The 25,477-nt window shown below is 36.8% G+C and carries 27 protein-coding genes; 23 read left to right on the top strand and 4 right to left on the bottom strand.

Going from position 1 to position 25,477, the window contains the following annotated elements; translation table 11 throughout:
• Window positions 1-587: 587 nt before the first annotated feature.
• Both L8T27_RS23865 and L8T27_RS23860 read left to right on the top strand, forming a co-directional pair.
• The gene (locus L8T27_RS23865; RefSeq protein ID WP_237943371.1) at window positions 588-932 is read left to right on the top strand and encodes a hypothetical protein; all 345 of its coding nucleotides are present in this window, start codon (window positions 588-590) and stop codon (window positions 930-932) included.
• 62 nt (window positions 933-994) lie between these two features.
• Window positions 995-1,303 (top strand): hypothetical protein, encoded by a 309-nt coding sequence (locus L8T27_RS23860; protein ID WP_233316974.1) that lies wholly within the window; start codon window positions 995-997, stop codon window positions 1,301-1,303.
• Window positions 1,304-1,581: 278 nt separating this feature from the next.
• Here the strand turns inward: L8T27_RS23860 and L8T27_RS23855 are convergent, their stop codons facing one another.
• Window positions 1,582-2,169, bottom strand: coding sequence for a hypothetical protein (locus L8T27_RS23855; RefSeq protein WP_233316973.1), 588 nt, complete (start codon window positions 2,167-2,169; stop codon window positions 1,582-1,584).
• Window positions 2,166-2,591, bottom strand: a complete 426-nt coding sequence (locus L8T27_RS23850) for a hypothetical protein (protein WP_233316972.1) — start codon at window positions 2,589-2,591, stop codon at window positions 2,166-2,168. The genes L8T27_RS23855 and L8T27_RS23850 overlap by 4 nt, the downstream gene beginning before the upstream one ends.
• Window positions 2,592-3,718: 1,127 nt before the next feature.
• On the opposite strand from L8T27_RS23850, the gene L8T27_RS23845 reads away from it, so the two are divergent.
• From L8T27_RS23845 to L8T27_RS23820, 7 genes are all read left to right on the top strand, one after another.
• Window positions 3,719-4,135, top strand: a complete 417-nt coding sequence (locus L8T27_RS23845; protein ID WP_233316971.1) for a hypothetical protein — start codon at window positions 3,719-3,721, stop codon at window positions 4,133-4,135.
• Window positions 4,135-5,571, top strand: a complete 1,437-nt coding sequence (locus L8T27_RS23840; protein WP_237943369.1) for an FtsZ/tubulin family protein — start codon at window positions 4,135-4,137, stop codon at window positions 5,569-5,571. Before L8T27_RS23845 ends, L8T27_RS23840 begins: the two co-directional genes overlap by 1 nt.
• A 1,139-nt stretch (window positions 5,572-6,710) precedes the next feature.
• A complete protein-coding gene (locus tag L8T27_RS23835; RefSeq protein WP_233316969.1) occupies window positions 6,711-7,661 on the top strand; it encodes a hypothetical protein in 951 nt (316 codons plus the stop codon).
• A gap of 208 nt (window positions 7,662-7,869) precedes the next feature.
• The gene (locus tag L8T27_RS23830; protein ID WP_237943367.1) at window positions 7,870-8,295 is read left to right on the top strand and encodes a DMT family transporter; all 426 of its coding nucleotides are present in this window, start codon (window positions 7,870-7,872) and stop codon (window positions 8,293-8,295) included.
• Between the two features lie 46 nt (window positions 8,296-8,341).
• Window positions 8,342-8,449 carry a DMT family transporter gene (locus L8T27_RS28990; RefSeq protein WP_481858877.1) on the top strand — a complete coding sequence of 36 codons (108 nt, stop codon included), beginning with the start codon at window positions 8,342-8,344 and terminating at the stop codon, window positions 8,447-8,449.
• A gap of 15 nt (window positions 8,450-8,464) precedes the next feature.
• Window positions 8,465-9,166, top strand: a complete 702-nt coding sequence (locus L8T27_RS23825; RefSeq protein ID WP_237943365.1) for a Crp/Fnr family transcriptional regulator — start codon at window positions 8,465-8,467, stop codon at window positions 9,164-9,166.
• Between the two features lie 8 nt (window positions 9,167-9,174).
• The gene (locus tag L8T27_RS23820; protein ID WP_237944196.1) at window positions 9,175-9,651 is read left to right on the top strand and encodes a DMT family transporter; all 477 of its coding nucleotides are present in this window, start codon (window positions 9,175-9,177) and stop codon (window positions 9,649-9,651) included.
• Window positions 9,652-9,688: 37 nt separating this feature from the next.
• Here the strand turns inward: L8T27_RS23820 and L8T27_RS23815 are convergent, their stop codons facing one another.
• A complete protein-coding gene (locus L8T27_RS23815) occupies window positions 9,689-10,591 on the bottom strand; it encodes a LysR family transcriptional regulator (RefSeq protein ID WP_237943363.1) in 903 nt (300 codons plus the stop codon).
• Window positions 10,592-10,740: 149 nt separating this feature from the next.
• Here L8T27_RS23815 and ssuE point away from each other — a divergent pair, with 149 nt between their 5' ends.
• The 14 genes from ssuE to L8T27_RS23740 all read left to right on the top strand — a co-directional run bounded on the left by ssuE (window position 10,741) and on the right by L8T27_RS23740 (window position 24,492).
• On the top strand, window positions 10,741-11,271 hold the full coding sequence (gene ssuE, locus L8T27_RS23810) for an NADPH-dependent FMN reductase (RefSeq protein ID WP_237943361.1): 531 nt from the start codon (window positions 10,741-10,743) through the stop codon (window positions 11,269-11,271).
• Window positions 11,272-11,276: 5 nt separating this feature from the next.
• A complete protein-coding gene (locus L8T27_RS23805) occupies window positions 11,277-12,305 on the top strand; it encodes an LLM class flavin-dependent oxidoreductase (RefSeq protein ID WP_237943359.1) in 1,029 nt (342 codons plus the stop codon).
• Window positions 12,305-12,562, top strand: a complete 258-nt coding sequence (locus tag L8T27_RS23800) for a glutaredoxin family protein (RefSeq protein WP_233316963.1) — start codon at window positions 12,305-12,307, stop codon at window positions 12,560-12,562. The genes L8T27_RS23805 and L8T27_RS23800 overlap by 1 nt, the downstream gene beginning before the upstream one ends.
• A gap of 64 nt (window positions 12,563-12,626) precedes the next feature.
• Window positions 12,627-13,958 (top strand): LLM class flavin-dependent oxidoreductase, encoded by a 1,332-nt coding sequence (locus tag L8T27_RS23795; RefSeq protein ID WP_233316962.1) that lies wholly within the window; start codon window positions 12,627-12,629, stop codon window positions 13,956-13,958.
• Window positions 13,959-13,972: 14 nt separating this feature from the next.
• On the top strand, window positions 13,973-14,899 hold the full coding sequence (locus L8T27_RS23790; protein WP_233316961.1) for an ABC transporter permease: 927 nt from the start codon (window positions 13,973-13,975) through the stop codon (window positions 14,897-14,899).
• Window positions 14,900-14,913: 14 nt separating this feature from the next.
• Window positions 14,914-15,807, top strand: coding sequence for an ABC transporter permease (locus L8T27_RS23785; RefSeq protein WP_245400082.1), 894 nt, complete (start codon window positions 14,914-14,916; stop codon window positions 15,805-15,807).
• Entirely contained in the window at window positions 15,807-17,813 is a 2,007-nt protein-coding gene (locus L8T27_RS28825) for an ABC transporter ATP-binding protein (RefSeq protein WP_282581447.1), read from the top strand. Before L8T27_RS23785 ends, L8T27_RS28825 begins: the two co-directional genes overlap by 1 nt.
• Window positions 17,814-17,845: 32 nt before the next feature.
• The gene (locus L8T27_RS23770; RefSeq protein WP_237943357.1) at window positions 17,846-19,480 is read left to right on the top strand and encodes an ABC transporter substrate-binding protein; all 1,635 of its coding nucleotides are present in this window, start codon (window positions 17,846-17,848) and stop codon (window positions 19,478-19,480) included.
• 32 nt (window positions 19,481-19,512) lie between these two features.
• Window positions 19,513-20,577 (top strand): LLM class flavin-dependent oxidoreductase, encoded by a 1,065-nt coding sequence (locus L8T27_RS23765; protein ID WP_233316959.1) that lies wholly within the window; start codon window positions 19,513-19,515, stop codon window positions 20,575-20,577.
• A 241-nt stretch (window positions 20,578-20,818) separates the two neighbouring features.
• Window positions 20,819-21,382 carry a GNAT family N-acetyltransferase gene (locus L8T27_RS23760; protein WP_233316958.1) on the top strand — a complete coding sequence of 188 codons (564 nt, stop codon included), beginning with the start codon at window positions 20,819-20,821 and terminating at the stop codon, window positions 21,380-21,382.
• Window positions 21,383-21,400: 18 nt separating this feature from the next.
• Window positions 21,401-22,168 (top strand): amino acid ABC transporter permease, encoded by a 768-nt coding sequence (locus L8T27_RS23755; RefSeq protein ID WP_233316957.1) that lies wholly within the window; start codon window positions 21,401-21,403, stop codon window positions 22,166-22,168.
• 25 nt (window positions 22,169-22,193) lie between these two features.
• Window positions 22,194-23,027: a transporter substrate-binding domain-containing protein gene (locus L8T27_RS23750; protein WP_237943355.1), complete on the top strand. Its 834-nt coding sequence runs from the start codon at window positions 22,194-22,196 to the stop codon at window positions 23,025-23,027.
• 17 nt (window positions 23,028-23,044) lie between these two features.
• Entirely contained in the window at window positions 23,045-23,755 is a 711-nt protein-coding gene (locus L8T27_RS23745) for an ABC transporter permease subunit (protein ID WP_237943353.1), read from the top strand.
• Window positions 23,752-24,492, top strand: a complete 741-nt coding sequence (locus L8T27_RS23740) for an amino acid ABC transporter ATP-binding protein (protein ID WP_233316954.1) — start codon at window positions 23,752-23,754, stop codon at window positions 24,490-24,492. The genes L8T27_RS23745 and L8T27_RS23740 overlap by 4 nt, the downstream gene beginning before the upstream one ends.
• Before the next feature lie 57 nt (window positions 24,493-24,549).
• Here L8T27_RS23740 and L8T27_RS23735 read toward each other — a convergent pair whose 3' ends face one another.
• A complete protein-coding gene (locus tag L8T27_RS23735; protein WP_237943351.1) occupies window positions 24,550-25,263 on the bottom strand; it encodes a CPBP family intramembrane glutamic endopeptidase in 714 nt (237 codons plus the stop codon).
• Window positions 25,264-25,477 lie beyond the last annotated feature (214 nt).

Raw genomic sequence — 25,477 nt, 5'->3', positions numbered from 1 at the left:
TTTAAGGCTGTGAATTGTAATTTAATATTTGTTATTAGTTTTTTATTTATTGTTATTTGCTTTATTACAATGTGATTTAATTTATTTAATTTGTTATTGGTTATTGTTAACTTGTGGAAAGATAATTTTTTCTGTTAGCGAGGATTTTTTGTCTGTTTATCTAAAAACTTTACTTGTGACTGGCATTTTACTGCTTTTTTTGGTTTTAGAAAATTGGATAATAGGAAGGTTTGTTGAGGATTTTTGTTAATGGTTCTAAGTTATTGTTCTAATTAATGTCCTAAATATTATTCTAAATAGTTATCTAAAATAAGGAAATAAAACTTACCACCCATTTTTTGCTATATATAATGAAAATCGCTATTTCTTTGTAATTGGCATTTAACTATAGTAAAACGTCTACTTATAGTATATTCGTCTAGCATTCAATTATTCCTATTTCAAACAAAAAAGTTTCCAACATACATGGATATACTTTATGAATACTAATAAATCTAAAAAATCCATTCTTTCCCTATTATATTAATCTATTACACTTTTTAATTTATGCATAAAATAAAATTAAATAAGGTTAAGGAGGAATTTTAATGAGTAATGTTTGGTTTCCAGGTGGAAGAAATGGTGATAATAATCAAAGAAATAAATCAAATTCACGTTCAGGTGACAGTGATAGCCGCTCCGATGCTAATGTAGATTTTGAATCTGATAATGACTTAAGAAATGATACTGATGTTGATAACCGCAATGATTTAAAGAATGTTGATAAAAATACTAATATTGCAAAGGTAAAAGACTCTGGTAATGCGAAGATTGATTTGAAAATCGACGTAGATTCAGATTCAAATGCTCGTGTACGCTCTCGTTCCAGAGCAAATGCAGACACAGAACAAGATCAAGACAACAACCAAGATAATGACCAAGACCAAGAATAATACAACGAAGGCGAGCACGGTATAACCATGTCTCGCCCATTTTTATGTAAGGAGAGTTGTTCATGTCTCCCCATCGCAGACAAATAGATAAGGAAAACAATATCTATCAGTTTCGTAATAACGGGAATGCTGAACTTGATACGAACAACGCACAAATCGGCCAAAGCGGCAATTCAGATGTAGATGTATATGTAAATATTGAGATAGATACAAAACCTATTGCTTATGCATTGTTGTCCTCATTACTGGCCACAAAGCAAATTACCCGTTTCGAATTTGAAGAAGCGATAAAAAACTTAGAAAAATTAACAAAGAAACAAAAAAAGCATATTCCTGGATTACGATTTTTTGGTCCTTTGAAGGATAATTAGAAAGAAATTATCTAACTCTTAAGGTCTCTCTTAAATGAAGTCCCTTCTGTTTCTATTCTAATCACTAAAAAACCTCAAATGAGAGTCTAACTTAGCATATTAACTAACAAGGCTTGTAGTGCCGTCACAAGCCTTGTGAAGTACATATAAGAAATTGGGGTTCGGATATGGAGCGGAAATTACAAAATGTATTGCTGAAACTGTTCAAGTAGCATTTACTTCTTAATAGATAAAATGGCTATATGGCTGCCTCCTCAAAAGCCATATAGCCATTTCTATTATTGGGACAGTCTTAAAATAATATTGTCTACAACATTGGATAAATTTCCGTTTTTATACTGTAGTATGAAATCACTGTATAACATTCTAAGCACATCTTTCACCTCAAAGCTATACTCCATATTCAACTCTGCAATGTCACTTAGCATTACCTCTAGCCTCAAAGCTTGTTTTCGATTGATTAAGCATTTTATCATTTTCTTTTTTGGGGAATTTACAGGAACCAATATTTCACTTTCTTCCTCTTGATAGGAGTTAACCTTTATGGCATTTTGAGAGCGCGCTGTCAGTTCATGATAAAGCTCGACAGGATTGCTTCTCTTTTTTGCTTGGTATAAAAAATCATCCAACAGTAATGTTACTAAATCAATATGAGTGAATTTCTCATTGGCAGCTTCAGAAACATCATCACAGAAGAGCTCTCCACGTAAATATTCGGAAACAGGTACGTAAAAAGTATAAGACAACAATGTTGGTGTCGTTAACTTTCTCGTAGCTTTCATGAACCATTTATCAAAAAAATTATAGGGACTATAGGAAAGCTCCCGTATTTCATCATCGTAAATAGGAAATCTGCTTTTTTTCACCTGTTCCTTTTCACCTCTTCTTCGAGCATAAATGCAAGTATTCGATATGCTGCCTCTTTCAAGCTGCAGTCCCATCTTACCTTCATTTCAAAAAGTTGATCATGATAAACCTTTTCTAACTTAGCTGGATATGGTTGTCCTTTTGGATCATAAGGACGTATAGGGAAATCTTTAAATTCCTGGAGTCCCTTCTTTACTAATATGGAACAATAAGGAGTCGGATCAAGTCCCATTTTTTTGGCTAATATTTTCAGTAGTCTCCGTTCTTGCGGATTAAAAGGGATTTTCACATCCTTTTTTTTATCGCTTCTCTCTTTTCTTCCTTCCATCTTCGTAATCGGTTTTTTCCGAACTATTTCTTTTTTTGTTTCTAATATAGATCTGCTTGTTTTATTCGTAAATATCGGATTGATTGGTTCCATCTTCTCCCTCTCTTCCTCCCTTTTGTCTTTTATTTCATTTATCTTAGTGTCAAATTGTCAGAATGTTATAGTTCTAGACTATGAAGAGGTCTATGAATATAGAACGTATAAACTTTAAGTTTTTTGGACAAACTATGATCATACGAATATTACTATCGATTAGGAGGTAAATAATATGGCTTCTGGAAAAGGAAAAAATACAGGAATTGAAAATGATAAATTGAGAAAGTTAGCTGAGTTAGCAAAAAAATCTAAAACAGTAAAAAAAGGAATCGTAAAATAAATTTAGTATTTATGTTCAAAGGTAATACATAGATGTAATGACTACTATAAATCAGCGTACAATTTACGTCATTACGATAACTAAATAGCTTAAAAAATACCAACAATTAGAAGAAGCAAATAAGGTGGAATATAATCATTCAAACCTTCATAGCCTAATATAAACACCTTGAAAATATCGTCGTGAATAGAATGTAAAAGTTGGTTTTACGTAAAAAACTAAGTTAATAACATGCTATTTACGTACATGCTATCTTCAGTAATGAAGTAGTCTTGTCAAAACAATCTTGTTTTTACGTAGAAAAGGGGATTTGAACGAATGATCCTTGTAAATAAAAAACTTGGTTTTTAAATAGCTGGGAACGTTTTGACTAAGAACTTAACTAAAAATATTCCTATAAATTTGAATTTATAGACACTATATAAGCCCACTATATAAAGTGGGCTTATATAGTGTCTATACTAATTTATAAAAAAATAATTACATCTAATCACTTGTTATATAAGGATTTAATTATGGTGACTATATAAAGAGACTATAATAACTAAATATGAAAAAATACAACTAAAAAACAATTAAAAAAACATGAAAAATCAATTGTTTTTGCATGATTATCGGTATTTTAGAGATTTATGGTGTTTTTTCTATTCGAAAAAGCTATAAAAATAACGAATATTACTATATGGTGTCTTTATATAGACACTATAAAAAAACGCCTATATTATAGGACTTTTATAGATATATAGTTAAAAATACACCTATAAATATGCTATATAGACACTTGTATTAGAGACTATAATTAGTTATTATAGAGTTTATAAGTAATATGTTAGGAGGAAGATTCTTGGATCATAACCTTCATGAGTTACATAAGCATGTTAAGTTTAGTGATGAGGTACTGGCAATGTTCATTGATATTATTGGCCAAGACCCCAGCTTACTTAAAGTGTTCCAGTACATAGCTATTGAGGAGCAAAGAAATAAAGAACGAGGTGTGTCTATAAGTCATATAATTGAAAATGTAAAAGTTGAACGTCTTGTCAGGAAAACTGTTGGCAAAAACAAGTACGTATATGAGGAAGTATTTACGAACATTGAACGTAAAAATGTAGAAAAAATGGTAGATAAGCTTATGTTTATGTCGCTTATATATCATGAAGCAATTAAGCCCTATAAGTTTCTGTTTCTTACAAATCGAGGAAAACAGCTTATAGCCAAACTAGTCGAGAATAAATCGAAGGACAAGGAGCTGCGTAAATAATGGCAAAAACATTCACTAAGAACCAGCCGGCAATAAATATCACTATGGTGGGATTTGGACAAGCCGGAACAAGGATGGCAGACCGTTTTGCTGCTTTTAAAAGAGAGGATAATACATCTGTTTACAATTGCATCGCTTTAAACAGCAATGATGGTGATTTAGCCGGTTTAAAAAACATATCTACAAATAACAGAGTAAGCCTGGAGCTTGGCGGATTAGGCAAAAACCCAGAAGAAGCTGTACATATATTAGAGAAAAATGAAAAAGCGAAGGAAAAGCTGAAGTCCTTTATACAAGAAAGAATCAGACCGCAGGATGATCTAGTTATGTTCTTCGCTGGTCTTGGCGGCGGAACAGGCACTTCTACTATCGTTAAAGCAATTGAGGAGTTTTATGATTACAACAACAAACCGAAAATCATAGAAGAATTTAATCTAATTCGTCAGGAAATCGGTGATGCTGAAGTAAAGGAAAATGCCAAGAAATACTTAAAAGAAGCTTCTATTAGAGCAAGAAGAAAATTCATTAAGATTGGTGTTGTTGTGACAATACCTACACGTGCGGATGGTCCTGATGCCCTTCGACAAGTAAATAATTTTGCTCAACAGATTTGGGATATCGCAAAAAACCCTAATAAAGGCGTTGCTTTTGTAGTTTTTGCAGACAATCAGCATTTTTATGATGAGTTTAAACAGCTGCCTGAAAACAGCAGAAATGGTATTGATAACTACAGAGACTATGCAAACAATGAAATCGCAGAGATTTTCCATGAATTGAACACTGCTACTACTGGCGGCGGAACAGCGGTCACTTTTGATAGTGCTGACTTTAGACGGGTTGTACTGGAGCATACAGGATCACTTGTTATCAGCAGATTTTCTAAGCCGAGCAATTCGGTGAGAAATGGTCATGATGTTACTGCAATGTTTAAAGAAGCGATCGAGAGCAGTAATTTACATCAGCCTATACAGCTGTTTGATAAAGAAACGAATACATCAGCAAGAATTCATCATATTGGACTGCTTGCAATCCTCGATAAATCCAATGATATTGGCAGTTCTTTTATTGATGATGCCAGAGAAGAAATTATTGAAAAACTTCCGTTAAACGGTACAGTTTTTAGTGGATATTTGGAGGAAAAAAACAACTTTTCAACGAGTGTTTATACGTTCTTTAAAGCTGATGCCCTTCCAGAACGCTTAGCTAAAGGTTTAGTAAAGGAATATGAAGATTTTAAAGCAAGACAGCAGGAAGTAAGCTACCAGCAGTCAGTAATCAGCTCAATCGCTGCTGCCAATGATGATGAGGATTTTGATCTTGATTTTGAAGAATTAGGCTTAGCAGAATTTATGAGTAATGAAAAACCGGCTGATAAAAACGATACTGACAGTGATATAGATTTAGATGATATCGATTTAAGCTTGCTAGATGACTAATTTTAAAGGTAAAAGCTATTGAATTCCCCTTTCCTATTGTACATTTAGACTGGGATTTGGGCTTTTCTAAGAAAACTTCAGGTATAAAGCCTGAAGTTTTTTTGTTTTACAGGAATTTAATTAGGTTTATCCTATTAAAACTTCTTGGTAAGGCCCCTTTTCGCTGTTTTTCCACCAATATTGCCCCTAATTTAGTATTAGTAGGTGTATTTTTTGTAATGTAAACGATTCATAAATGAATCCATTTATGTAAATGTATATATTTTTATATAAATGACTACTTAAATACCGTTTTTTCATTCGTGCATATACGTAAAACTTCGCTTAATTGTCTATTAGAAAACTTCATATTTATGTGATTTTAACGATCTTAATATATAAAATCCATCGTAAATGATAGGTAAATCTATAATTTACATAAAAAGCAGAAAACTATATATGTAAAACTACGTAAAAATAATATTATATTTATATAGCTTTATTTGGAAACTATATTGCGTTTACGTAATTATTCTATAAATACCGTATGTATTTACAATAACTTAAATCGTAGATGATTCGTAAGAGTGTATTTTATGTAAATCCAATGTATTTGTTTACGTAAATGATAATAAATCCAAAATTTAATTACGTAACTAGTATGTAAATGTAAAAACATACCATCGTACGGCTAACGTAAATTGACAAAGTGCAAGTCATTTTATAATTCGTAAACATCTCGTAAAAAGTATCTTTATGTAAAAACTAAGTTATATTTACGTAAATTGAATAGTGGTTGATGAGATTGAAGTATCGTTGAATGATTTACTTTACGTACGAATTACGTAAATAATATACGTTGATAACTAAGTTATTTTCGTAAGTGGTTCGTAAAACGAGGGTTTACGACGTTTTTTGATTTGTATAGTTGGTCAATTTCGTAAATATTATGTTTATTTACGAAATGAATTGAGGTGTTTATGTTTTCCAAATCGATAAACAACTTCTCTTCAACGTAAATACAACGTTGCAATTATATAGATTTATAAAGAGAAAATTCGTAAACGAACCGTAAAAATACCGTTTACAAGCTTTGATTTTTTTAGAAACTAAGTGTAAAATCAAATAAAGTGGTTTTTGAGCAACTGGAGGTGAGCAAAGTGGAAGATAAACATCAACGTGAGGAATTAAAGGAATTATTACTAGAAGAATTTCAATTTGACCAAATTTATAATCTAGCATTATCCCATACTTCTGAAGAGGATATTTGGACAGATTCAATCTTATCCATTAATCCAGATACTCATTATGTAGCGATTAAGGCTAGCGAATTTATAGGCAGAGATGATGCCACTATTAGGCATTATTTACGGAGTGAACTTTCTGATATATACATTAAACCGCAAAAGCACGGTAGGTACTATCGCCTGAATTACATAACTATATTTAGGATTCACCTTATTTCATTATTAATGGAAAAGGTAGGGATGACAACAAACCAGCTGTTGGTGGAATTAGGTGCCGAGCCTACATTTGAATCCAATAGAAAGAGTTCAAACGATGCTTTGCTTGAACAAATTTCTAACTTTAAAGAGGCAGTAAATTATTTATATAACAGTAATATGAACTATCAAAACTTGCTGCTTGAAATCCTTTCGATGGATCGTTCCGTAAATCAGCTGAAATATGAAATTACCCAGCTTGAAAGAGAAATGAGTGAAAGTAATCAGGAAATTAAGCAATTAGAATCATCTGCCTATCAGGATTATTTACTAGATCGGCAGAATCATATTATGGTTGCCTCATTAAGGAAAAAACAAAAGACCTCGATATTTTCCTTGTTTAAAAAGGAAAGTGATGATGAGCCCTTAATCACAGATGAAGTAGATAAGCAGCTAAAGGAAAAACGGATGGATGCTATAAAAGACCAAATAGCGCAGCTGAAATCAGATATACAAGCATACAGTGAAAAAAGGGAATCTTTAGTTACGAAGTTGACTGAAGATGAAAAGAAACTGTTAGTTCTTACAGAACAGCAAAAATATATGCTTTCTGACAGCAACAGTGGCAGAATGATAGAGGCTGCTGCCGATCTTGAAACGGTTGAATAATGTTAAATTAGTTACCCAGACATTGTGCTTGGAGAGAGGGATATCTCTCCTGATGCGATGCTGGGTTTTTTTATGTTCTTTTGAAATATATATGGGTGGATATAACTGTATATGACTGCAGTCGAACGTATATTTTAAAAAGGGACATATGTCCTTTCTAACTTACTTGTTTTTCTATTTAATAGAGGAAGAAGGGTGGAAGGATAAGATGAAGGGTATTCTTTTTGCGTTACTTGGCGGTGTTTTTATTACAATTCAGAATATAGCAAATGCCAATATACGGGAGGATATTGGTATTTGGCAAACAGCCAGTTTAACTCAGTTCTCTGGATTTGTGCTGGCTTTAATAATTCTTTATTTTTCTAAAGATATAAATTGGAAAAGTGTTGGAAATGTTCAGCCTATCTATTGGTTTGGGGGAGCATTTGCAGCGATAATCCTGTTTAGTAATATGGAAGCAATAAAGCATATTGGTGTTACATTTACTGTATCATTTGTTCTCATATCCCAGCTTTTGCTAACATTTATAATAGACATAAATGGCTGGTTTGGAATGGAGAAGCGTAAATTAAGAGCTGCTGATTTTATAGGAATTGCGATGATGATAGGTGGAGTATTGTTATTAAAACTGTGACTGGCGGGAGTATGAATGAAGGAATGGAAAGATGATGTAAAGCTATATAATAGACATAAATGGCTGGTTTGGAATGGAGAAGCGTAAATTAAGAGCTGCTGATTTTATAGGAATTGCGATGATGATAGGTGGAGTATTGTTATTAAAACTGTGACTGGCGGGAGTATGAATGAAGGAATGGAAAGATGATGTAAAGCTAAATTCTTTTTTGGAGCAATATGGATTAACAGCCGTTTTTAATGAGCATTTAATAAAGCATGCTCTGTTATGTGAATTTGAGCAAGGGGAAACAATTTGTACACAAGGAGAATCAGCACATTTCCTTTACGTGCTAGTTAGCGGCAAGATTAAAGTATATACAACTTCCTTGGATGGTAAAATACTTATTTTGTCCTTCAAGCAGCCGCTAGAGATTATAGGTGATGTAGAGTTCGTAAATGGAGCAGAACTACTCAATACTGTAGAGGCTGTGTCGGATAGTGTAATGATGGTTGGAATCAGTTTTGAATGGCTTAAAAGATATGGTTATAACGATGCTGAATTTCTTCAGTTTCTGCTCAATATTATATCTCATAAATTTTACAGAAAGTCCACGACGATGAGTTTTAATTTAATGTACCCAGTTGAAGTCAGACTGGCTAGCTATTTACTTTCTGTTTCAACAACGAAAGAACATACAGTAGCTGAAAAACTGGATTGGCTTGATTTAAAGGATTTAGCTAACTTCATCGGCACAAGCTATCGGCATGTGAATCGGGTAATAAAACAATTCTGTTTGGACGGGTTAATAGAGAAAAAGAAAGGTGTTATTACGATTAAAGACAGTGCTGGACTTATGAAGATGGCAAAGGATAATATTTACGAACAATAAGGAGGAATATTATGCTGGGAATGATACTGGCTATTATGGCAGGAGCGCTTGTTGGAGTGCAAAATATTTTTAATAACAAAGTGATGGTGAAAGCTGGCTCATGGACAACTACGACATTAGTTCTTGGAATGGGATTTGCTGCATCGTTCTTCATTGGTTTAGCTGTGGAAGGGAAAAGCCTTTTTGACTTTTCTAATATGGAGCTATGGTATTTATTTAGCGGCTTTATTGGTGTCGGTGTCGTTTATTGTGTAACGAAAGGAGTAAAGCTGCTTGGGCCAACATACGCTATTGCAATAGTGATGTTTGCACAACTCGGTTTTGCTGTATTATCTGATACTTTTGGCTGGTTCGGTACAGAGCCTATTCCATTCACCTTTAAACAGCAGCTAGGGGTATTGATTATTATTGGCGGTATTTTAATGTTTAAGTTAGGCGACAGCAAGAAAGGTAACGTTTCTGGAGTGTTAAAGAAAGCAAGTTAAAAGGGCTTGATAGCCCTTTTTTATTTTGTAAATAAGTTTAAACATTTTTTTGCAATATATTCTTCTTCAAGAAGGCTTCTTCAATTAATGATAATAAATGTGTGGAGGCTTTGCCGTTTAAATTGTTTGTTCTTCGTAATAGCCCGATTACAGGTGCAGCGTCTATCCCATTAATCTCTAATACTTTTGTGCCAGGAAAGGGGAAGGAATGAGCTGTACGGGTAAAAAGAGATATCCCTAGGCCAGCCTGAACATAATGCTTGTGTGCCATACTGCTCGAAATCTCAAGCTTTTTATAATTTGTACCGATTTTCTCTACAATTGTTTGTTCAATTTTTATTCTTATCGGGCAATTATGAGGTGTAAATAGAATGGTCTCCTCCAGTAAATCCTCCACTTCTGCTATTCCCTTTTCAGTAAGCGGATGCGACTCAGAAACTAGCAGAACAATGTCATCATAATATAACGGTTTAAATACATTCTCCATCGAAACTTCCGGTGCTCCGCAAATGGCAAAATCAATCTCGTCTTGATAAAGCATTGTACTTAATGTATTGGCATCAGCAACATGAAGAGAAATTTCTACTTTTGGAAACTTTTCAACAAAATCAACGATAATGGCTGGGAGTTCAAGACTTGCTGTAGGCTCTGAAACACCAATGCGAATTAAACCTGCCAAACCGCCTTCCAAGTCCTGCAATGTTTTATCAAGGCGATCATACTCTCTTAATAAAGCATTGGCGCGTTCATAAAACAGCCGGCCAGCTTCTGTCATTTTTAATGTTTTGCCTCGCTCTAGCAGTTTTTCGCCGACTTCTTCCTCCAGATGTTTAATATGAAGTGTAATTGTTGGCTGCGAATAATTTAATGCTTCTGCCGCCTTTAAAAAGTTTCCATATTTTACAATTGTCGTGAATGTGCGGATTGCACGAATCTCCATGTTAAACACCTCTTTAAGTTATAAATTTAGTAATTCTGAATCCCAACATTAATTTTACTGATTATACTTTCTGAATTATTTGCTTTATTATAATCTATATTATCAACTAATCCAAGTGGTTTAGAGGGAATTTCGAAAGGGGAAGTAAAATGCCGACAATTACAATCGTAGCTGGTGGGAATTCTATTCACTCTCGTTTAACAGGCATATTGAATTATGCAGAGGAATTTTTGAAAAGCAACAGTATTGATGTTGAAATTATTCAAGTTCATCAGCTTCCAAGTGAAGCATTAATCAAGGCCGATTTCAAAAATGAGAAAATTCAAGAGGTAAATCAATTAATTGAAAAGAGTGATGGTGTGATCTTTCTAACCCCAGTGTATAAGGCAGCGTACTCTGGTATTTTGAAAACATATATTGACCTTATGCCACAGAAGGCTTTAAAAGACAAGGCAGTGCTCCCACTAGCTTTAGGAGGTACATACGGTCATCTATTAGTGATCGATTATGTGCTTAAACCGGTGCTGATCAACTTAGGAACAACAAATATAAATGGCGGTGTCTATATACAGGATACACAAGTGACAAAGCAGGATGATAATACTTTTACGCTGGCAGATGAAACAATATCAAGATTAAATGAATCATTATCCCAATTTGTTAAATCAATCGTGAGGTGAAAAATATGGCATTTAAATTAAGCATTCTTGATCAGAGTCCTGTTGGTGAAGGAGAAACAGCAGAACAGGGGCTCCAAAATACGGTGAGGTTAGCACAGGCAGCTGATCAGTTGGGCTATCATCGTTTTTGGGTTTCAGAGCATCATAATAACGGTCAATTAGCTGGGTCTGCACCAGAAAGCTTAATCGGCTTTCTGCTGGCAACTACTAAAAATATTAGAGTCGGTTCTGGGGGCATAATGCTACAGCATTACAGCCCATATAAAGTTGCCGAAGTGTTTCATGTGCTCTCATCGCTCGCTCCAGGAAGAGTCGATCTTGGTGTGGGCAAAGCACCAGGTGGCTTAAACTTATCTACAAAAGCACTGCAGGAAGACAAAGTAGAAGCCCAAAAGTCTTTTGAAGAAAAACTGGCTGATTTAAAGCAATATATTTACCATAAGGAGCGTGACTTAGATTTAGTGGCTGCTCCTACTCCAAGGGTGAGACCAGATCTTATACTTCTTGGAGGAAGTGCAGAAAGTGCAGAACTGGCTGCAAAACTTGGAATATCCTTTGTGTTTGCTTACTTTATAAATGGAGAGCAAAATGTTCTAAAAGAAGCAAGAGAACGGTTTAAGCAGTTTTCACCGGCTGGTGGAGGGCAATTTATAGTGGCATTGACAGTAGCTGTTGCTGAAACTGATGAAAAAGCTGATTCCTTTATTAAGCAAAGAGAGTCTGTCAAGGTAATACTGGCAGATGGGAAGAAGTTAAATGTAGGTTCTTTGGAGCAGGCGGAAAAGGTAATCAGCCAGTATGAAGAAACAGATTATCAGCTTATTGTTCAAAAAGCGGGTTATGTTGCAGGTTCGAAGGAAAGTGTCAGGGATGCTCTTAGCAGTCTGGCTAAAGAGCATGAAATCGATGAAATCATTTCCTTATCACCAATTGTGGACATTAATGACAGGTTAAGTTCTTATAAGCTATTAAGTGAGGCATTTGCAGAAGAGAGTATTCACATAGAAAAAGAAAATGAAGGAGTGGGAATATAATGAGTCAAAATAAAAAAGTGGTAGTGTGGAGCAAAGTTGGATGTAGTTATTGTGAACAAGTCAAATCTTACTTATCAGATAATAATTTTGAGTATTCAACAATTGATGTGACAGAAAATGATTCTTTAAGAGATGTGCTTGAAGTTAAATATGGTATTCGCTATGTACCGGTAGTAGAGGTAAGTGACGGGGATTCTGCAGAATATAAAGCCGTTTTTAAAGTTGACCTGGAAGCATTAAAAGAAGCATTAGCTTAATTTTTTAATTTAAAGTTGACTATTTTCATTGGAATAATAAAAATTTGTGGAAGGTGGCTAAAACATGGTGAAGAAAATAAAGTTTGGTGCAATGATTCATGGAATTGGCGGGACAACAGATGGATGGCGTCACCCATCTGTTCCTGCAGATGCAAGTGTTAGTTTACCGTTCTATAAAGAACGAGCAAGGCTTGCAGAAAAAGCAAATTTCAGCTTCATTTTTGTGGCTGACGGACTGTCTATCAATGAAAAGTCACTGCCTCATTTCTTAAACAGGTTTGAGCCGATTACTTTACTGACTGCAATAGCAGGTGCTACAGAAAGGATAGGGATTGTCGGGACACTTTCCACTTCCTATAGCCAGCCTTTTAATGTCGCCAGACAGTTTCTATCATTAGACCATATAAGTGCAGGAAGAGCAGGCTGGAATGTTGTAACATCTCCATCAGCTGGAGCAGCTCAAAATTTCAATGAGACAGAGCTTCCTTCCCATGAGGAGCGCTATAAAAAAGCATCTGAACATCTCACTGTAGTTAAAGGACTATGGGATTCTTGGGAAGACGGTGCATTTGTCAGAAATAAGGACACTGGAGAATTTTTTGATAAAGAAAAAATGCATGCGTTAAATCATGAGGGAGAGTTCTTTTCCGTTAAAGGACCTTTGAATTTGGAAAGATCACCGCAAGGATATCCTGTTATATTTCAGGCTGGATCATCTGAAAGGGGCAAAAAATTTGCGGCGGAGTCAGCAGATGCGATTTTTACAGGTCACGAAACGTTAGAAGAAGCTATTGCGTTTTATCATGATGTAAAAACGAAGGCTGCTGAAAATGGTCGCAGTCATGATGATATTTTAATATTCCCTGGAATCAGTCCTATTGTAGCTGACACAGTAGAGGAAGCAAATAAGATATATGAGGATTTTATCAGCTTAGTGCCGATTGATAATGCGATTACGTATCTTGGAAGGTTTTTTGACCAATTTGACTTCAGTGTTTTTCCGCTGGATGAACCATTTCCGGATATAGGGGATATAGGCAAGGAAGCTTTTCAGAGCACAACAGACAAAATAAAAAGAATGGCAAAGGAAAATAAGCTGACACTACGCCAAGTGGCTCAGCAGGTTGCCGTTCCAAGAAGCACCTTTATCGGCACTCCTGAAATTGTGGCAGATAAGATTCAGAGCTGGTTTGAAAGCGGCGGTGCAGACGGCTTTATCATCAACTCTGACATTCCAAGCCAATTTAAAGTGTTTGTAGAAAAAGTTGTGCCAATTCTTCAAGCAAGAGGCATTTATGAGGAAGAATATTCAGGCAGCACATTAAGAGACCATTTAGGCCTAAAAAAGCCGATTAATCAGCACAGTCTAAAAAACAATAAAGCTTTAGAAGTATAAAACAGGTAGCGTTTATGGGGAAATTTATCGTTAACAGAATGATTGCTGCTGTTTTTGTCTTGTTAGGATCTTTGTTTTTAGTGTTTATCATTAATTATTCCCTCCCAGGAGATGCAGTCGATCAAATGCTTGAGGGGACAGGTGCCACTCCTGAGATGGCAGCTAATTTACGGAAAGAGCTAGGTCTGGATTTACCTTTCCACACTCAGTTTTTTGAATATTTAAATAATATTTTGCGAGGAGATTTCGGGAACTCCATTGTTAATCATTCACCCGTGTTATCCAAAATTATTACACAGTTTCCCGCTACCATTGCTTTAACTGTTGTTAGTGCGATTCTATCTATCGTGTTCGGCATTACTTTAGGTGTTTTTTCAGCAATCCACCATAACACCGTGATTGATTATGTTGCAAGGTTAATCGGACTTTTTGGCATTTCTATGCCAACCTTCTGGTCAGGCATCTTACTAATTCTCATATTCTCCGTGACCTTAGGCTGGTTTCCTTCCATAGGATCTGACGGTTGGATTACATTAGTACTTCCTTCTATCGCACTTGGACTTGTAGGTTCTGGTGCAATCGTCCGTATGGTAAGGAACAGTATGCTTGAGGTGATGACTGAGCAATACATCCTGACATTAAGGTCGAAGGGGTTATCAGAAAAGGTGGTTATGTATAAACACGCTTTAAGGAATGCTCTAATTCCATCGATTACAATTATAGGAATGATGATCGGTGATATGCTGGGCGGGGCGGTAGTGATTGAAACGGTATTTTCCCGTCAAGGCATCGGAAGGCTTGTGGCAGATGCCATTACGGCAAAGGATTTGCCAGTTGTCCAAGGGGTAGTGTTTTTTTCTGCGATTGTTTATATATTAATAAATTTTATTGTGGACATCTTATATTCAGTTATTGATCCTCGTGTCCGAAAATCATTTTAGGAGGTGTGACTCACTTGAAAGAAACGGTATTAGCTGGGCAAATCAAAAAAACGACTGTAGTTAAAAAGAAAAAACGAATTTTCCACCCCGAGCATGTTTTTATCTATGTGGCCGGAAGTATTATTTTTTTCTTATTGGTTTGTGCAGTATTTCCACAGTGGGTAGCACCTTATGCCCCCACAAAAATGTTTACAGATGCAATTATGCAAGCACCTTCGGCCACTCATATTCTCGGTACAGACTACTTTGGCCGGGATGTTTTCAGCTTGATTGTCTTTGGAAGCAGGACATCTCTCATTATCGGTATTTTGTCCGTTATTGTGGCAGCTACTATCGGAATGCTCATCGGGTCTGTAGCTGGATATGCTGGAGGGATGATCGACCTTATTTTCATGAGAATTATTGATATTTTAATGACAATTCCAGGAATGCTGCTGTCTCTTGCCTTTGCCGCAGCATTGGGACCGAGTTTGATGAATATTATTCTCGCCATATCGATCTCGGCAGTGCCTGGCTATGCAAGATTGATGCGGGGACAAATTCTCACATTAAAAAGGAGGAATTTTGTCATTGCTTCAAAATCAATCGGGGTAAGCGATCTTGTCATTTTTTTTCGCCACATTTTGCCTAATGCTTACTCCCCGCTGTTAGTTATGGCGACTAATGGGCTAGGGTCCTCCATTCTTTTGGGAGCAGGGCTAAGCTTTTTAGGATTAGGAATCGTCCAAGAGGTTCCCGACTGGGGAACACTGCTGTCACAAGGCAGAGGCTACTTAGCAGCCGCTTGGTGGATTGCTACATTTCCTGGTATTGCAATCACTTCTTTTGTATTGTCAGCAAATATTATTGGTGACAGTCTCCGTGATTTCCTTGATCCAAAGAAACAGCAGAAAGGAGAAAACGCCTGATGCTCGATATAAATAAGATAAATATAGAATTTAAAACAAAAACAGGGCTTCTTACTGCTGTGTCTGAATTGAACCTGTCTATTAAGGCTGGTGAGTCTGTCTGTTTAGTCGGTGAATCAGGAAGCGGAAAAACAATAACATCAAAGGCCATTATGAGATTGATTGAGTATGAGAATGGCATCATCTCACAAGGAGATATAACCTTTCAAGGTACCAACCTTACTACCAGTGATGAAAAGATGCTCACGTCTATTAGAGGGAAAAAAATCGCGATGATTTTTCAAGAACCTTTGTCTGCTTTTGATCCAGTTTTCACAATTGGCCATCAGATAACGGAAATGATCAGAAAGCATCAAAAAACTTCACAGAAGGCAGCTTGGGAAAAAGGAATAGAACTGCTGAAAAAAGTGGGAATATCAGAGCCAGAGTATCGAATGAAGCAGTATCCAAATGAGTTCTCAGGCGGTATGTTGCAGCGGGCTATGATTGCAATGGCGATATCTTGTGAGCCTGATTTGCTTATAGCGGATGAGCCTACTACAGCATTGGATGTCACTATCCAACAGCAAATTATCGAGTTATTAAAATCATTAAAAGATGAATTTAATATGGGGTTACTGCTGATCACTCATGATTTAGGGATTGCTGCCGAGCTCGCAGACAGAATTGTTGTGATGTATGCAGGAGAAATAGTCGAGAATGCAACTGTTTCGCAGCTATTTCAAACACCGCATCATCCTTATACTAGAGGGCTGCTGAAATCTATGCCGAGCATATCAGCAAGTATTGGCAAGCTGTATTCCATTGAAGGTAGCATACCGAGTTTAAATGACCTGCCAGAAGGCTGCCTTTTTCATCCCCGCTGTCCATTTGCGACGGAAAAATGTAAAAGAGTAAGACCGAATCTTGAAATAGTAAATGACCGTTACTCTGCTTGTTTCTATGCAGAGGAGTTAGTGACAAAATCTGAATGGAGCTTAAGTGATCAACTACAAGAGGAAAAGCTCGCAGAAGACATCGTTATGGAAAAGGCTAACGATAACCCGGAAATCTTGTTGGATATTAAGCAAATCAGCAAGCACTATCCGCTTGGAAGTGGTTTGAAATTTACAAAAAAACAAGTCAAGGCAGTAGATGATGTGTCATTCTCCATTAAAAAAGGCGAGACTTTTGGACTTGTTGGAGAATCTGGAAGCGGGAAATCGACGTTAGGAAGGGCCATTTTGCAGCTGGAAAAACTGTCTGGCGGGGAAGTGCTCTATAATGGTAATCCATTATCAGGACTTAACAGCCGAAAAATGGGCAAATATCGGAAAGAAATGCAGATGATTTTCCAAGACCCCAATAGTTCTGTCAATTCTCGTCTAAAAATAGGAGAGATTATTGCAGAGCCATTAAAGTGGCATTTAAAGCTTTCCAAGGAGGAAATACAAGAAACAGTAGAAGAGCTGCTGGAAAAGGTCGGATTAAAGCGCGAATGGACTGCAAGATATCCTCATGAGTTTTCAGGCGGACAGAGGCAAAGAATTGGAATTGCTAGAGCGATTGCCTTAAATCCATCCTTTATTCTCGCAGATGAAGCACTTTCTGCTTTAGATGTTTCCGTACAGGCTCAAATTATTAATTTACTCCAAGATCTTCAGAAGAAAATGGGCTTGACGTATTTGTTTATTGGCCATGATTTAGGTGTTGTCCAGCATATTTCTGACAGAATTGGTGTTATGTATTTAGGAAAGCTTGTGGAGATTGCACCAAGTAAGGAGATTTTCGAAAAGCCAGCCCACCCTTATACAAGGACATTGATTGACTCTATTCCAAATAGGAAGGGCAAGAAAAAGCTTGAAGCAAAAGGAGAGATTCCCTCGCCGGCAAATCCGCCGTCAGGATGCCGGTTCCGTACGAGATGTCCGTTTGCGAATAGGAAATGTGCCATGGAAGAGCCGGTGTTAACGGAAATACAGAAAGATAGATTTACAGCATGCCATTATCCTTTAGCGTTTATTTAAAGTAGATAAAAAGAGATTAGGGGGAGACAAAGATGTTGCAATTAATTGGATTGCGAAAGCCTTTCCTATTTTATATAATGGCAGTTTTGCTGGTGCTGACTGCTTGCGGTAATGCTGACGAAAATACTTCTGCAAGTGAAGATGCAGAGCCCAAAGAAGGAGGCGAACTGGTTTATGGCCTGGCAACAGCGCCGGACAGTCTTGACCCTCATACGAGCGGGATGGCTGTATCCACGAGGGTGAATAACAGCATATATGAAAAGCTCGTTTATCAAACAGAAAATAATGAGATAAAACCGTGGCTTGCAACTAGCTGGGAGGTATCGGACGACCAAAAGTCTTTTACATTCAAATTAAGAGACGATGTTACCTTTCATGATGGCAGCAAATTCAATGCAGAAGTAGTTAAGTATAACTTTGACCGCATCGTAAATCCTGAAACGAAAGCTGCTAGTGCATATGCTTTGATTGAGAATTATGAGTCTTCCGAAGTGATAGACGAATATACCATAACCATTCATTTCTCAGAGCCTGCTGCAACCTTCTTAAGTAATTTAAGTCAGCCTAAATTGGCAATTGTTTCAAAAGAAGCTGCTGAAAAATATGGCTTGTCTCTAGCAACAAATCCAGTCGGCTCTGGGCCATTTAAGTTTGTGAATCTTGATGAGAACAATGAAATTGTCTTGGAAAGATTCGATGATTATAATCGGAAAGCTCCCTATGCTGACCATGAAGGAAAAGCTTATTTAAATAAGCTTACGTACAAAATTATTCCTGAAGAGGCAACGAGAATAGGCAGTGTCCAAAGCAATCAATTAAATGCGGTTGAAACAGTGCCGCCACAAGATCTTAAGTCAATTAAAGCAAATGGAAACTTGCAAATTTATGAAACACAAACAGCAGGGATGCCATATGGTCTGTTTGTAAATCCGGAAAATGAGCCATGGAATGAATTAGAAGCACGATTAGCACTGAAGGAAACGATAGACGTAGATAATATTGTTAACACGCTTTATCTAGGAACATATAAGCGCGCATGGTCTGTCATAACACCAACAATTCTTGGATATGACAAGGCCCTCGAAAATACAGCGAAAATTGATATAGAGAAAGCTAATAAACGATTAGAAAGCCTTGGCTGGACGAAGAATAGTGGAGGGATAAGAGAAAAGAACGGTAATCAACTGGTGCTTCGTTTAATAGACAGCAATGTTAACAGAGAGAAGCGCCACGATATTGCTACAATCATTCAGCAGCAATTAAAGGAAATAGGGGTAAAGCTTGAGTTTACTACATCAGCAGACTATTATAATATCACTAAAAATGGCAAGGATTATGATGTAATTGGCAACAGCAGGGTAGCTGGTGATCCTGATGTGCTCCGGCTATTCTTCCATTCTGATAATCTGCCTGAAAATGGCGGTTCAAGCCTCGCTCGACTTCATGACAGTGAAATTGATCAATGGCTGGAGAGTGGTGAGTTGGAGACAGATGCAGCTAAAAGGGTCGACTTATACAAAAAGGTGCAGCAAAAATTGATTGGGCAAGGATACTTTATTCCTATTTATGTCTTCCCATATACTGTAGCAACATCTAATGAAGTTAAAGGTTTAACCTTTGATTCACAAGGCTATCCGCAGTTCAACGATGTTTTCATTAATAAGTAATAAAGAGAAAATTATAAAGATGAGGGATCGCCATGAAATTCATTTTATTTTCACTTATCAGCAATCACGTGAATCCTGTGAGCGGTGAAACATTTACCGATTATCAGAAACTGGAAAATGTTATAAATCAAGCTGTTCTGGCAGAAGAGCAAGGATTTGATGGTTTTGGAGTGGGGGAAAGGCATGGTCCGCCATTCCTTTCCTCCTCTCCAGCAGTTGTACTGTCGACGATTGCGGCAAAAACTACAAAAATACGGTTATTGACTACTGTAACGGTTTTAAGTGTGTTGGACCCTGTCCGGGTTGCAGAGGATTTCGCTACATTGGATCAATTATCAAAAGGACGGCTTGATTTAATTATTGGAAAAGGCAATGACCCGCGGCATTATCCTTTGTTTGGAATAACAGAGGAAGAACAGTGGGAATCACTGTCAGAAAGGTATGATTTATTAAAAAGACTATGGGCGGAGGAGTCTGTTACATGGAACGGAAAGTACCGTGCGCCTTTAGAAAATGTCACAATTGAGCCAAGGCCATACCAAAAGCGAATTCCCATCTGGCATGGAAGTGCATCCAGCACGGCTTCTACTGAATTAGCAGCGAAAAATGGTGATCCTATTTTCTCATCTAATGTTTTTCATCCACTGAAAAAATATAAGCAGCTGATTGATCATTATAAGGAAAGACTGGAGTTCTACGGGCATGATTCTAATAAGGCAGTAATCGGATCTGGAGCAGGCAGCTTATATATTGCCAACACGAAGGAGAAGGCTATAAAGAAATATCGTCCTTATTATGATGCTTTTATGAATACAGATGCTTCCAAGCACAATAATTCACCTTTTAATGATTTAGAGGATTATATTGAAAATGGTCCGTCTTTAGTCGGATCAGCAGAATCTATCATTGAAAAGATTTTACTTTACCACAAAGCTTTCGGTCATCAAGTGCAGGGGTTAAGTGTGGATGGACTTAGCGAAACAGAACAAAAAGAACAAATTCAACGATTTTCTGAAGAAATTCTGCCTGTTTTGCGCAAGGAAATTCCCGATTTTATTTGGAATCAGCCGAAAAAAACAGCTTCTAACTACCTTTAAACCTAGTATTCTTATGGGATTATATTAATTATTAGTTTTATTGAATTGATGCTTTACTAATACTAATTAGTCAAAGAGTGAAAAAAATATTATAGTATACATATCCAATCAGATTACATGGATATAAAAGCAAGTAAGGAAGGAGCGGAGAGCTTAGGTAGGTAAATGCAACTTGACTTTCAATAACTAGAAAAAAGTATCAACATCTTTATTGAAAAAATATACAGAATGGAGAATTTGTATGAGTGAAGATATCTTTCGAATTGCAACAAAAGAAGATGCCCCAGCATTTCTAGAATTATTGTCCAGTGCATTCAAGTCGGTTGGAGAATTAGGCATCAACTGGCCTTCCACAAGAGCCACGCTTGAAATGGTTACGGAAAATATCGTTAATTCCACAGCTGTCGTCATGGAACGGGACGGCAGACTTATCTCAACAATTACAATCCGCTTTCCTTGGGAAAGTAAAACTCCTGTATCAGGCTACCCGTTTGTTTGGTGGTTTGCGACAGCACCCGATTTAAGCGGACAAGGAATAGGCAATAAATTATTGGACTATGTAGAAAACACTCTGCTGCGTGACACATTTAAGGCTCCTGCCTTTACCCTTGGTACATCCGGCAAAAAGCATCCTTGGCTATTGGAAATGTACAAACGGAAAGGCTACAAGGAATATTTCCAGCATGAAAACGATGGAGACATCGGAGTACTGATGTATAAAGTGTTAATACCAGAACGCTTTGATAAGAGTATTCTCGGAACTCCGCCGTTTGTGGACGCTAAAGCTGAAAAGACTTCTGTATAACAAGAAAGGAGGCAACCTATGGGAGAGTTTTTTAAATGGGAATACGTAGTTTCCCTCTTCCCTAAAGTGTTAAGTGCTCTTCCGACAACCTTATTGATTGTATTGATTGCCACACTGATTGGAGCTGCTGTAGGCTTACTAATTGCGTATCTGCGTATAGAAAAGGTGCCTGTACTCAATCAACTTTGTATCCTATATATTTCCTTCGTAAGAGGAACACCGATATTAGTGCAAATGTTTATCGTTTTCTATGGTCTACCAAGCTTGCTTGGGGCCATGGGAATTGATCTTTCTCAATGGGATAAAATCTATTTTATTTATATAACTTACGGATTAAATACGGCAGCATTCTTTTCTGAAATTTTCCGTTCTGCCATATTGAGTGTGCCTGCATCACAATATGAAGCAGCTGCCTCGATTGGATTGACGAAAGGACAGACATATCGAAGAGTGCTTATACCGCAGGCGAGCAAGATTGCGATGCCAAGTCTCGGTGCCTCCATCATTAATCTTTTGCAGGACACTTCTCTTGCCTTTTCTTTAGGGATATTAGATGTAATGGGCAAGGTGCAGACTTTAGGAGCTTTATACTACCGAGTTATGGAAGGTTATTTCATTGCTGCCGTTATTTTTGTCGTATTGAGCATTGGATTAGAGCAATTATTTGGTGTTCTCGAGAAGAAATATCGTTACCCGAAACGAAGCAAAAAAAGCATCAGAACACCTATTTTGACTAATGGCAAAAAGCTGCTTTTGATGCCGAATGGAAAAAACAAAGTGAATTAAATATTAAGGGAAAGTGGGAAAAGTCATGAGAATACTGCCGAAATTTAAATCGTGGAAGGTTATTGGTATTACAGCTGCATTAGGATTGGTGCTGGCAGGGTGCGGAAATGGAGATAATGCAGAAAGTGCCAGCGCAGACAACAATGATTCTGATGCGAAAGAGATAATCGTCGGAACTGGCAATGCGTATCAGCCATTTGTTTATTTGGATGAGAACGGGAAGCTGACAGGATATGAAAAAGCAGTGCTCGATGCAGTCGATGAAAAACTTACGCAGTATAAATTTAAATACGAGTCATTTGAATTTAAAAATATTCTGCCTGCACTTGATGCAAATAAAGTAGATTTGGCAGCACATCAGTACGAAGTGAATGAGGAAAGACAAGCAAAATACTTATATGGAAAAGTAGGTTACACGGATTACACAAGCTATATCGTAGTAGATGCTAATTCAGGTAGCAATTTTAATACATTAGATGATTTGGCAGGTAAGAAAGTTTATACATCAACAGGAAGCAACCACGCGTATATTTTGGAGCAGTACAATGAAGAGCATGACAACAAAATAGATATAGTATATGGCAGCGGTGCTAATGAGGTGCTTGTAAAGGATCTACAAACTGGAACAATTGACGCAACATTGCTGACTAAGTTTGATGTAAACAAATTAAATGAGCAATTTAAAGCCGATTTAAAAACATCAGGTGAGCCTGCCTATGTTTCCAAAACATATTATCTATACAGCAAGGATGATACAAAGCTGCAAGAAGATATAGATGGAGCTCTGCAAGAGTTAATTGATGAAGGCAAACTTTCTGAGATTTCACAAGAAGTTTTAGGAGGAGATTTTACTAAGTAAGAAAGGAGGGAAATGATATGGATTTTGATTTCCCATTTATGTTTAAGGCTTTGGCTGCGGCACTGCAATATTTGCCAACAACCTTGCTGCTAGGATTTTTGCCTTTGATATTAGGTTCAGTGTTTGGTCTTGTCATTGCGCTTGTACGATTTTATGAAATCTCGGTCCTTTCCACTTTCTTTAAGTGGTTTGTGACCATCTTTAAAGCGATTCCTGTCATTCTTATTTTATTAGTTACTTATATTATCAGTTCCGATATGTTGGATCAGCTGGCAAAGTCTTGGTCATGGGATATCAGCTTCAAAAATATTGACAGAAAATGGGTAGCAATTTTTGCTTTAACATTATACGCCACTAGCGGTTTGTCTGAAATCTTTAGAGGATCACTGTCTGCCATCCCAAAAGGACAGTTTGATGCTGCATATTCAATAGGACTATCTGGGACACAAGTAATTAGGAGAGTAGTAATTCCGCAAGTATTTCCGATTGCCTTTCCTATGATAAACAGTACGCTAATTTCCTTGATCAAGGCATCCTCTTTAGTATCGATGGTTTCAGTTGTTGATATATTGAATGGTGCGCTAATTGAGGCAAACGTCAATTATCGCTTCCTAGAAGCTTATGTGGCTGCATCCTTAATTTACTGGCCCGTTTGTGCCGCACTAGAGGGAATATCATCCGGCTATGAACGTTATTTCAGCCGCAGCAAAAGGAGAGGCTTCGCATGATAGAAATTAAAAAAATCTCCAAAAAGTTCGGGAAAAATGAAATTCTTAAAGGAATTGATCTGCAAATAAAAAAGGGTGAGGTTGTCGTCATACTAGGCCCGAGTGGTTCAGGTAAAACAACTTTCTTGAGATGCCTGAATTTTCTGGAAAGGGCAGATTCCGGCGAGCTGACAATAAGTGATAAAAGGGTCCATTTCAAGAAGGCAAGTTCTAAAGATATATTGGAGCTCAGACGAAAGACAGCGATGGTCTTTCAGCAATATGACTTATTCCTCCATAAAACAGCGATAGAAAACATTATGGAAGGACTAGTGATAGCTAGGAAAGTGTCAAAGGATAAAGCGTATCAAACTGGATTAGAACTGCTGGAAAAGGTCGGCTTAAAGGATAAGGAGGATTTTTATCCCCACCAGCTGTCAGGCGGTCAGCAGCAGCGTGTCGGTATTGCGAGGGCACTTGCTTTGAATCCAGAGGTCATTCTATTCGATGAACCTACCTCCGCCCTTGATCCAGAATTAGTCGGAGAAACACTAGATGTCATAAAAAAGGTTGCCGAAAGTGGTGTCACAATGGTTATTGTCACACATGAAATGAGCTTTGCATATGACATTGCCGACAGAATCGTTTTTATGGAAGATGGTGTCATTGTTGAGCAAGGCACCCCAAAGGAAGTTTTTGAACAAACAAAGGAAGAACGAACAAAACAATTCCTTGCTAGGTTTTCCTATGAAAGATAACAGTAAACATCCCAATTGTGTAAGCAGCTAATCAATTGGGATGTTTTTTATTTATTGCTATCGAACAATAAGTACTAATAAGTAGGATATAAAGTTATTAAAACCATGCGCAATGATGGAAGTTTCTAAACGATTTGTCTTTATATAGACTAAGCCTAAGAAAAATCCTAACCCGCTGTACAATATCATCCCAGGCAAAGAGAAACCGGCAAGCATATGCATACCGCCAAATAATATGGAGCTAAACAATAATCCTAAATATTTATGCTTGGTGAAAATATGTCCAATGATAACTTTGCGGAAGAAAAATTCCTCAATAATTGGCGCAAGTATCGTTACTTGAATAACAGTAATGAAGCTTGTACGAATCATTTGCTCTACCGCTTGCTGGTTTTGCGGAGCTTCCTCCATATTCAGACCGAACAACAAAGAGATAATGACAACTACAATCGCAGTTGCTATTTTTCCTCCGAAAAAAACATAAACAGCATATAACAGATCTTTACCTTTTACAATTGGTTTTTTCCACTGGAATAATGACGTTTTTACATAGAGAAAAACGATAAATCCTAATATGAAAAATAGAATGAGAAGGTTAAGAACAACGCTCAGCATTGGACTGCTGATTTGATAATCCCCAAAAGCTACCTCCTTCGTTGTTCCTACTCCAACTAAGTAAAAAAGTAATTTAATCCCTATCGGAAAAATTGTCATCATCAATAAGTATGTAATAAAAATCCATATGTATTTATTTTTGATGAGTGTTTTCAAAAGCATGTCTCCTTAAAACAATAATAAAACAATTATACTAGATTTATTTTCCAGTTCATAGCAAAAGGGTGGTTATTGGTGAATGTAATCAAGCTAATGTAAGAAATGTTAAGGTTAAAGGAAAATACCTGAGGCTTTTTTGTATTTATTCTTAAATAAGGATTATTTTAATAAAAACGGGGTAATAGTTTCATAGGATAAAATTGGACAATAT

Source organism: Niallia sp. Man26, from assembly GCF_022049065.2.
Classification (GTDB): Bacteria; Bacillota; Bacilli; order Bacillales; family Cytobacillaceae; genus Niallia.
Note: the sequence above shows the minus strand (reverse complement) of the source record. Positions and strands in the feature narration are given on the sequence as shown.

What these genes read in the sequence shown, in the direction of transcription:
- L8T27_RS23745 (WP_237943353.1), top strand. Translation starts at nt 23,045, where the DNA reads ATGGATTTTGATTTCCCATTTATGTTTAAGGCTTTGGCTGCGGCACTG.
- L8T27_RS23770 (WP_237943357.1), top strand. Translation starts at nt 17,846, where the DNA reads ATGTTGCAATTAATTGGATTGCGAAAGCCTTTCCTATTTTATATAATG.
- L8T27_RS23790 (WP_233316961.1), top strand. Translation starts at nt 13,973, where the DNA reads ATGGGGAAATTTATCGTTAACAGAATGATTGCTGCTGTTTTTGTCTTG.
- L8T27_RS23760 (WP_233316958.1), top strand. Translation starts at nt 20,819, where the DNA reads ATGAGTGAAGATATCTTTCGAATTGCAACAAAAGAAGATGCCCCAGCA.
- L8T27_RS23795 (WP_233316962.1), top strand. Translation starts at nt 12,627, where the DNA reads ATGGTGAAGAAAATAAAGTTTGGTGCAATGATTCATGGAATTGGCGGG.
- L8T27_RS23740 (WP_233316954.1), top strand. Translation starts at nt 23,752, where the DNA reads ATGATAGAAATTAAAAAAATCTCCAAAAAGTTCGGGAAAAATGAAATT.
- ssuE (WP_237943361.1), top strand. Translation starts at nt 10,741, where the DNA reads ATGCCGACAATTACAATCGTAGCTGGTGGGAATTCTATTCACTCTCGT.
- L8T27_RS28825 (WP_282581447.1), top strand. Translation starts at nt 15,807, where the DNA reads ATGCTCGATATAAATAAGATAAATATAGAATTTAAAACAAAAACAGGG.
- L8T27_RS23860 (WP_233316974.1), top strand. Translation starts at nt 995, where the DNA reads ATGTCTCCCCATCGCAGACAAATAGATAAGGAAAACAATATCTATCAG.
- L8T27_RS23825 (WP_237943365.1), top strand. Translation starts at nt 8,465, where the DNA reads ATGAAGGAATGGAAAGATGATGTAAAGCTAAATTCTTTTTTGGAGCAA.
- L8T27_RS23840 (WP_237943369.1), top strand. Translation starts at nt 4,135, where the DNA reads ATGGCAAAAACATTCACTAAGAACCAGCCGGCAATAAATATCACTATG.
- L8T27_RS23865 (WP_237943371.1), top strand. Translation starts at nt 588, where the DNA reads ATGAGTAATGTTTGGTTTCCAGGTGGAAGAAATGGTGATAATAATCAA.
- L8T27_RS23815 (WP_237943363.1), bottom strand. Translation starts at nt 10,591, where the DNA reads ATGGAGATTCGTGCAATCCGCACATTCACGACAATTGTAAAATATGGA.
- L8T27_RS23765 (WP_233316959.1), top strand. Translation starts at nt 19,513, where the DNA reads ATGAAATTCATTTTATTTTCACTTATCAGCAATCACGTGAATCCTGTG.
- L8T27_RS23830 (WP_237943367.1), top strand. Translation starts at nt 7,870, where the DNA reads ATGAAGGGTATTCTTTTTGCGTTACTTGGCGGTGTTTTTATTACAATT.
- L8T27_RS23750 (WP_237943355.1), top strand. Translation starts at nt 22,194, where the DNA reads ATGAGAATACTGCCGAAATTTAAATCGTGGAAGGTTATTGGTATTACA.
- L8T27_RS23850 (WP_233316972.1), bottom strand. Translation starts at nt 2,591, where the DNA reads ATGGAACCAATCAATCCGATATTTACGAATAAAACAAGCAGATCTATA.
- L8T27_RS23800 (WP_233316963.1), top strand. Translation starts at nt 12,305, where the DNA reads ATGAGTCAAAATAAAAAAGTGGTAGTGTGGAGCAAAGTTGGATGTAGT.
- L8T27_RS23805 (WP_237943359.1), top strand. Translation starts at nt 11,277, where the DNA reads ATGGCATTTAAATTAAGCATTCTTGATCAGAGTCCTGTTGGTGAAGGA.
- L8T27_RS23755 (WP_233316957.1), top strand. Translation starts at nt 21,401, where the DNA reads ATGGGAGAGTTTTTTAAATGGGAATACGTAGTTTCCCTCTTCCCTAAA.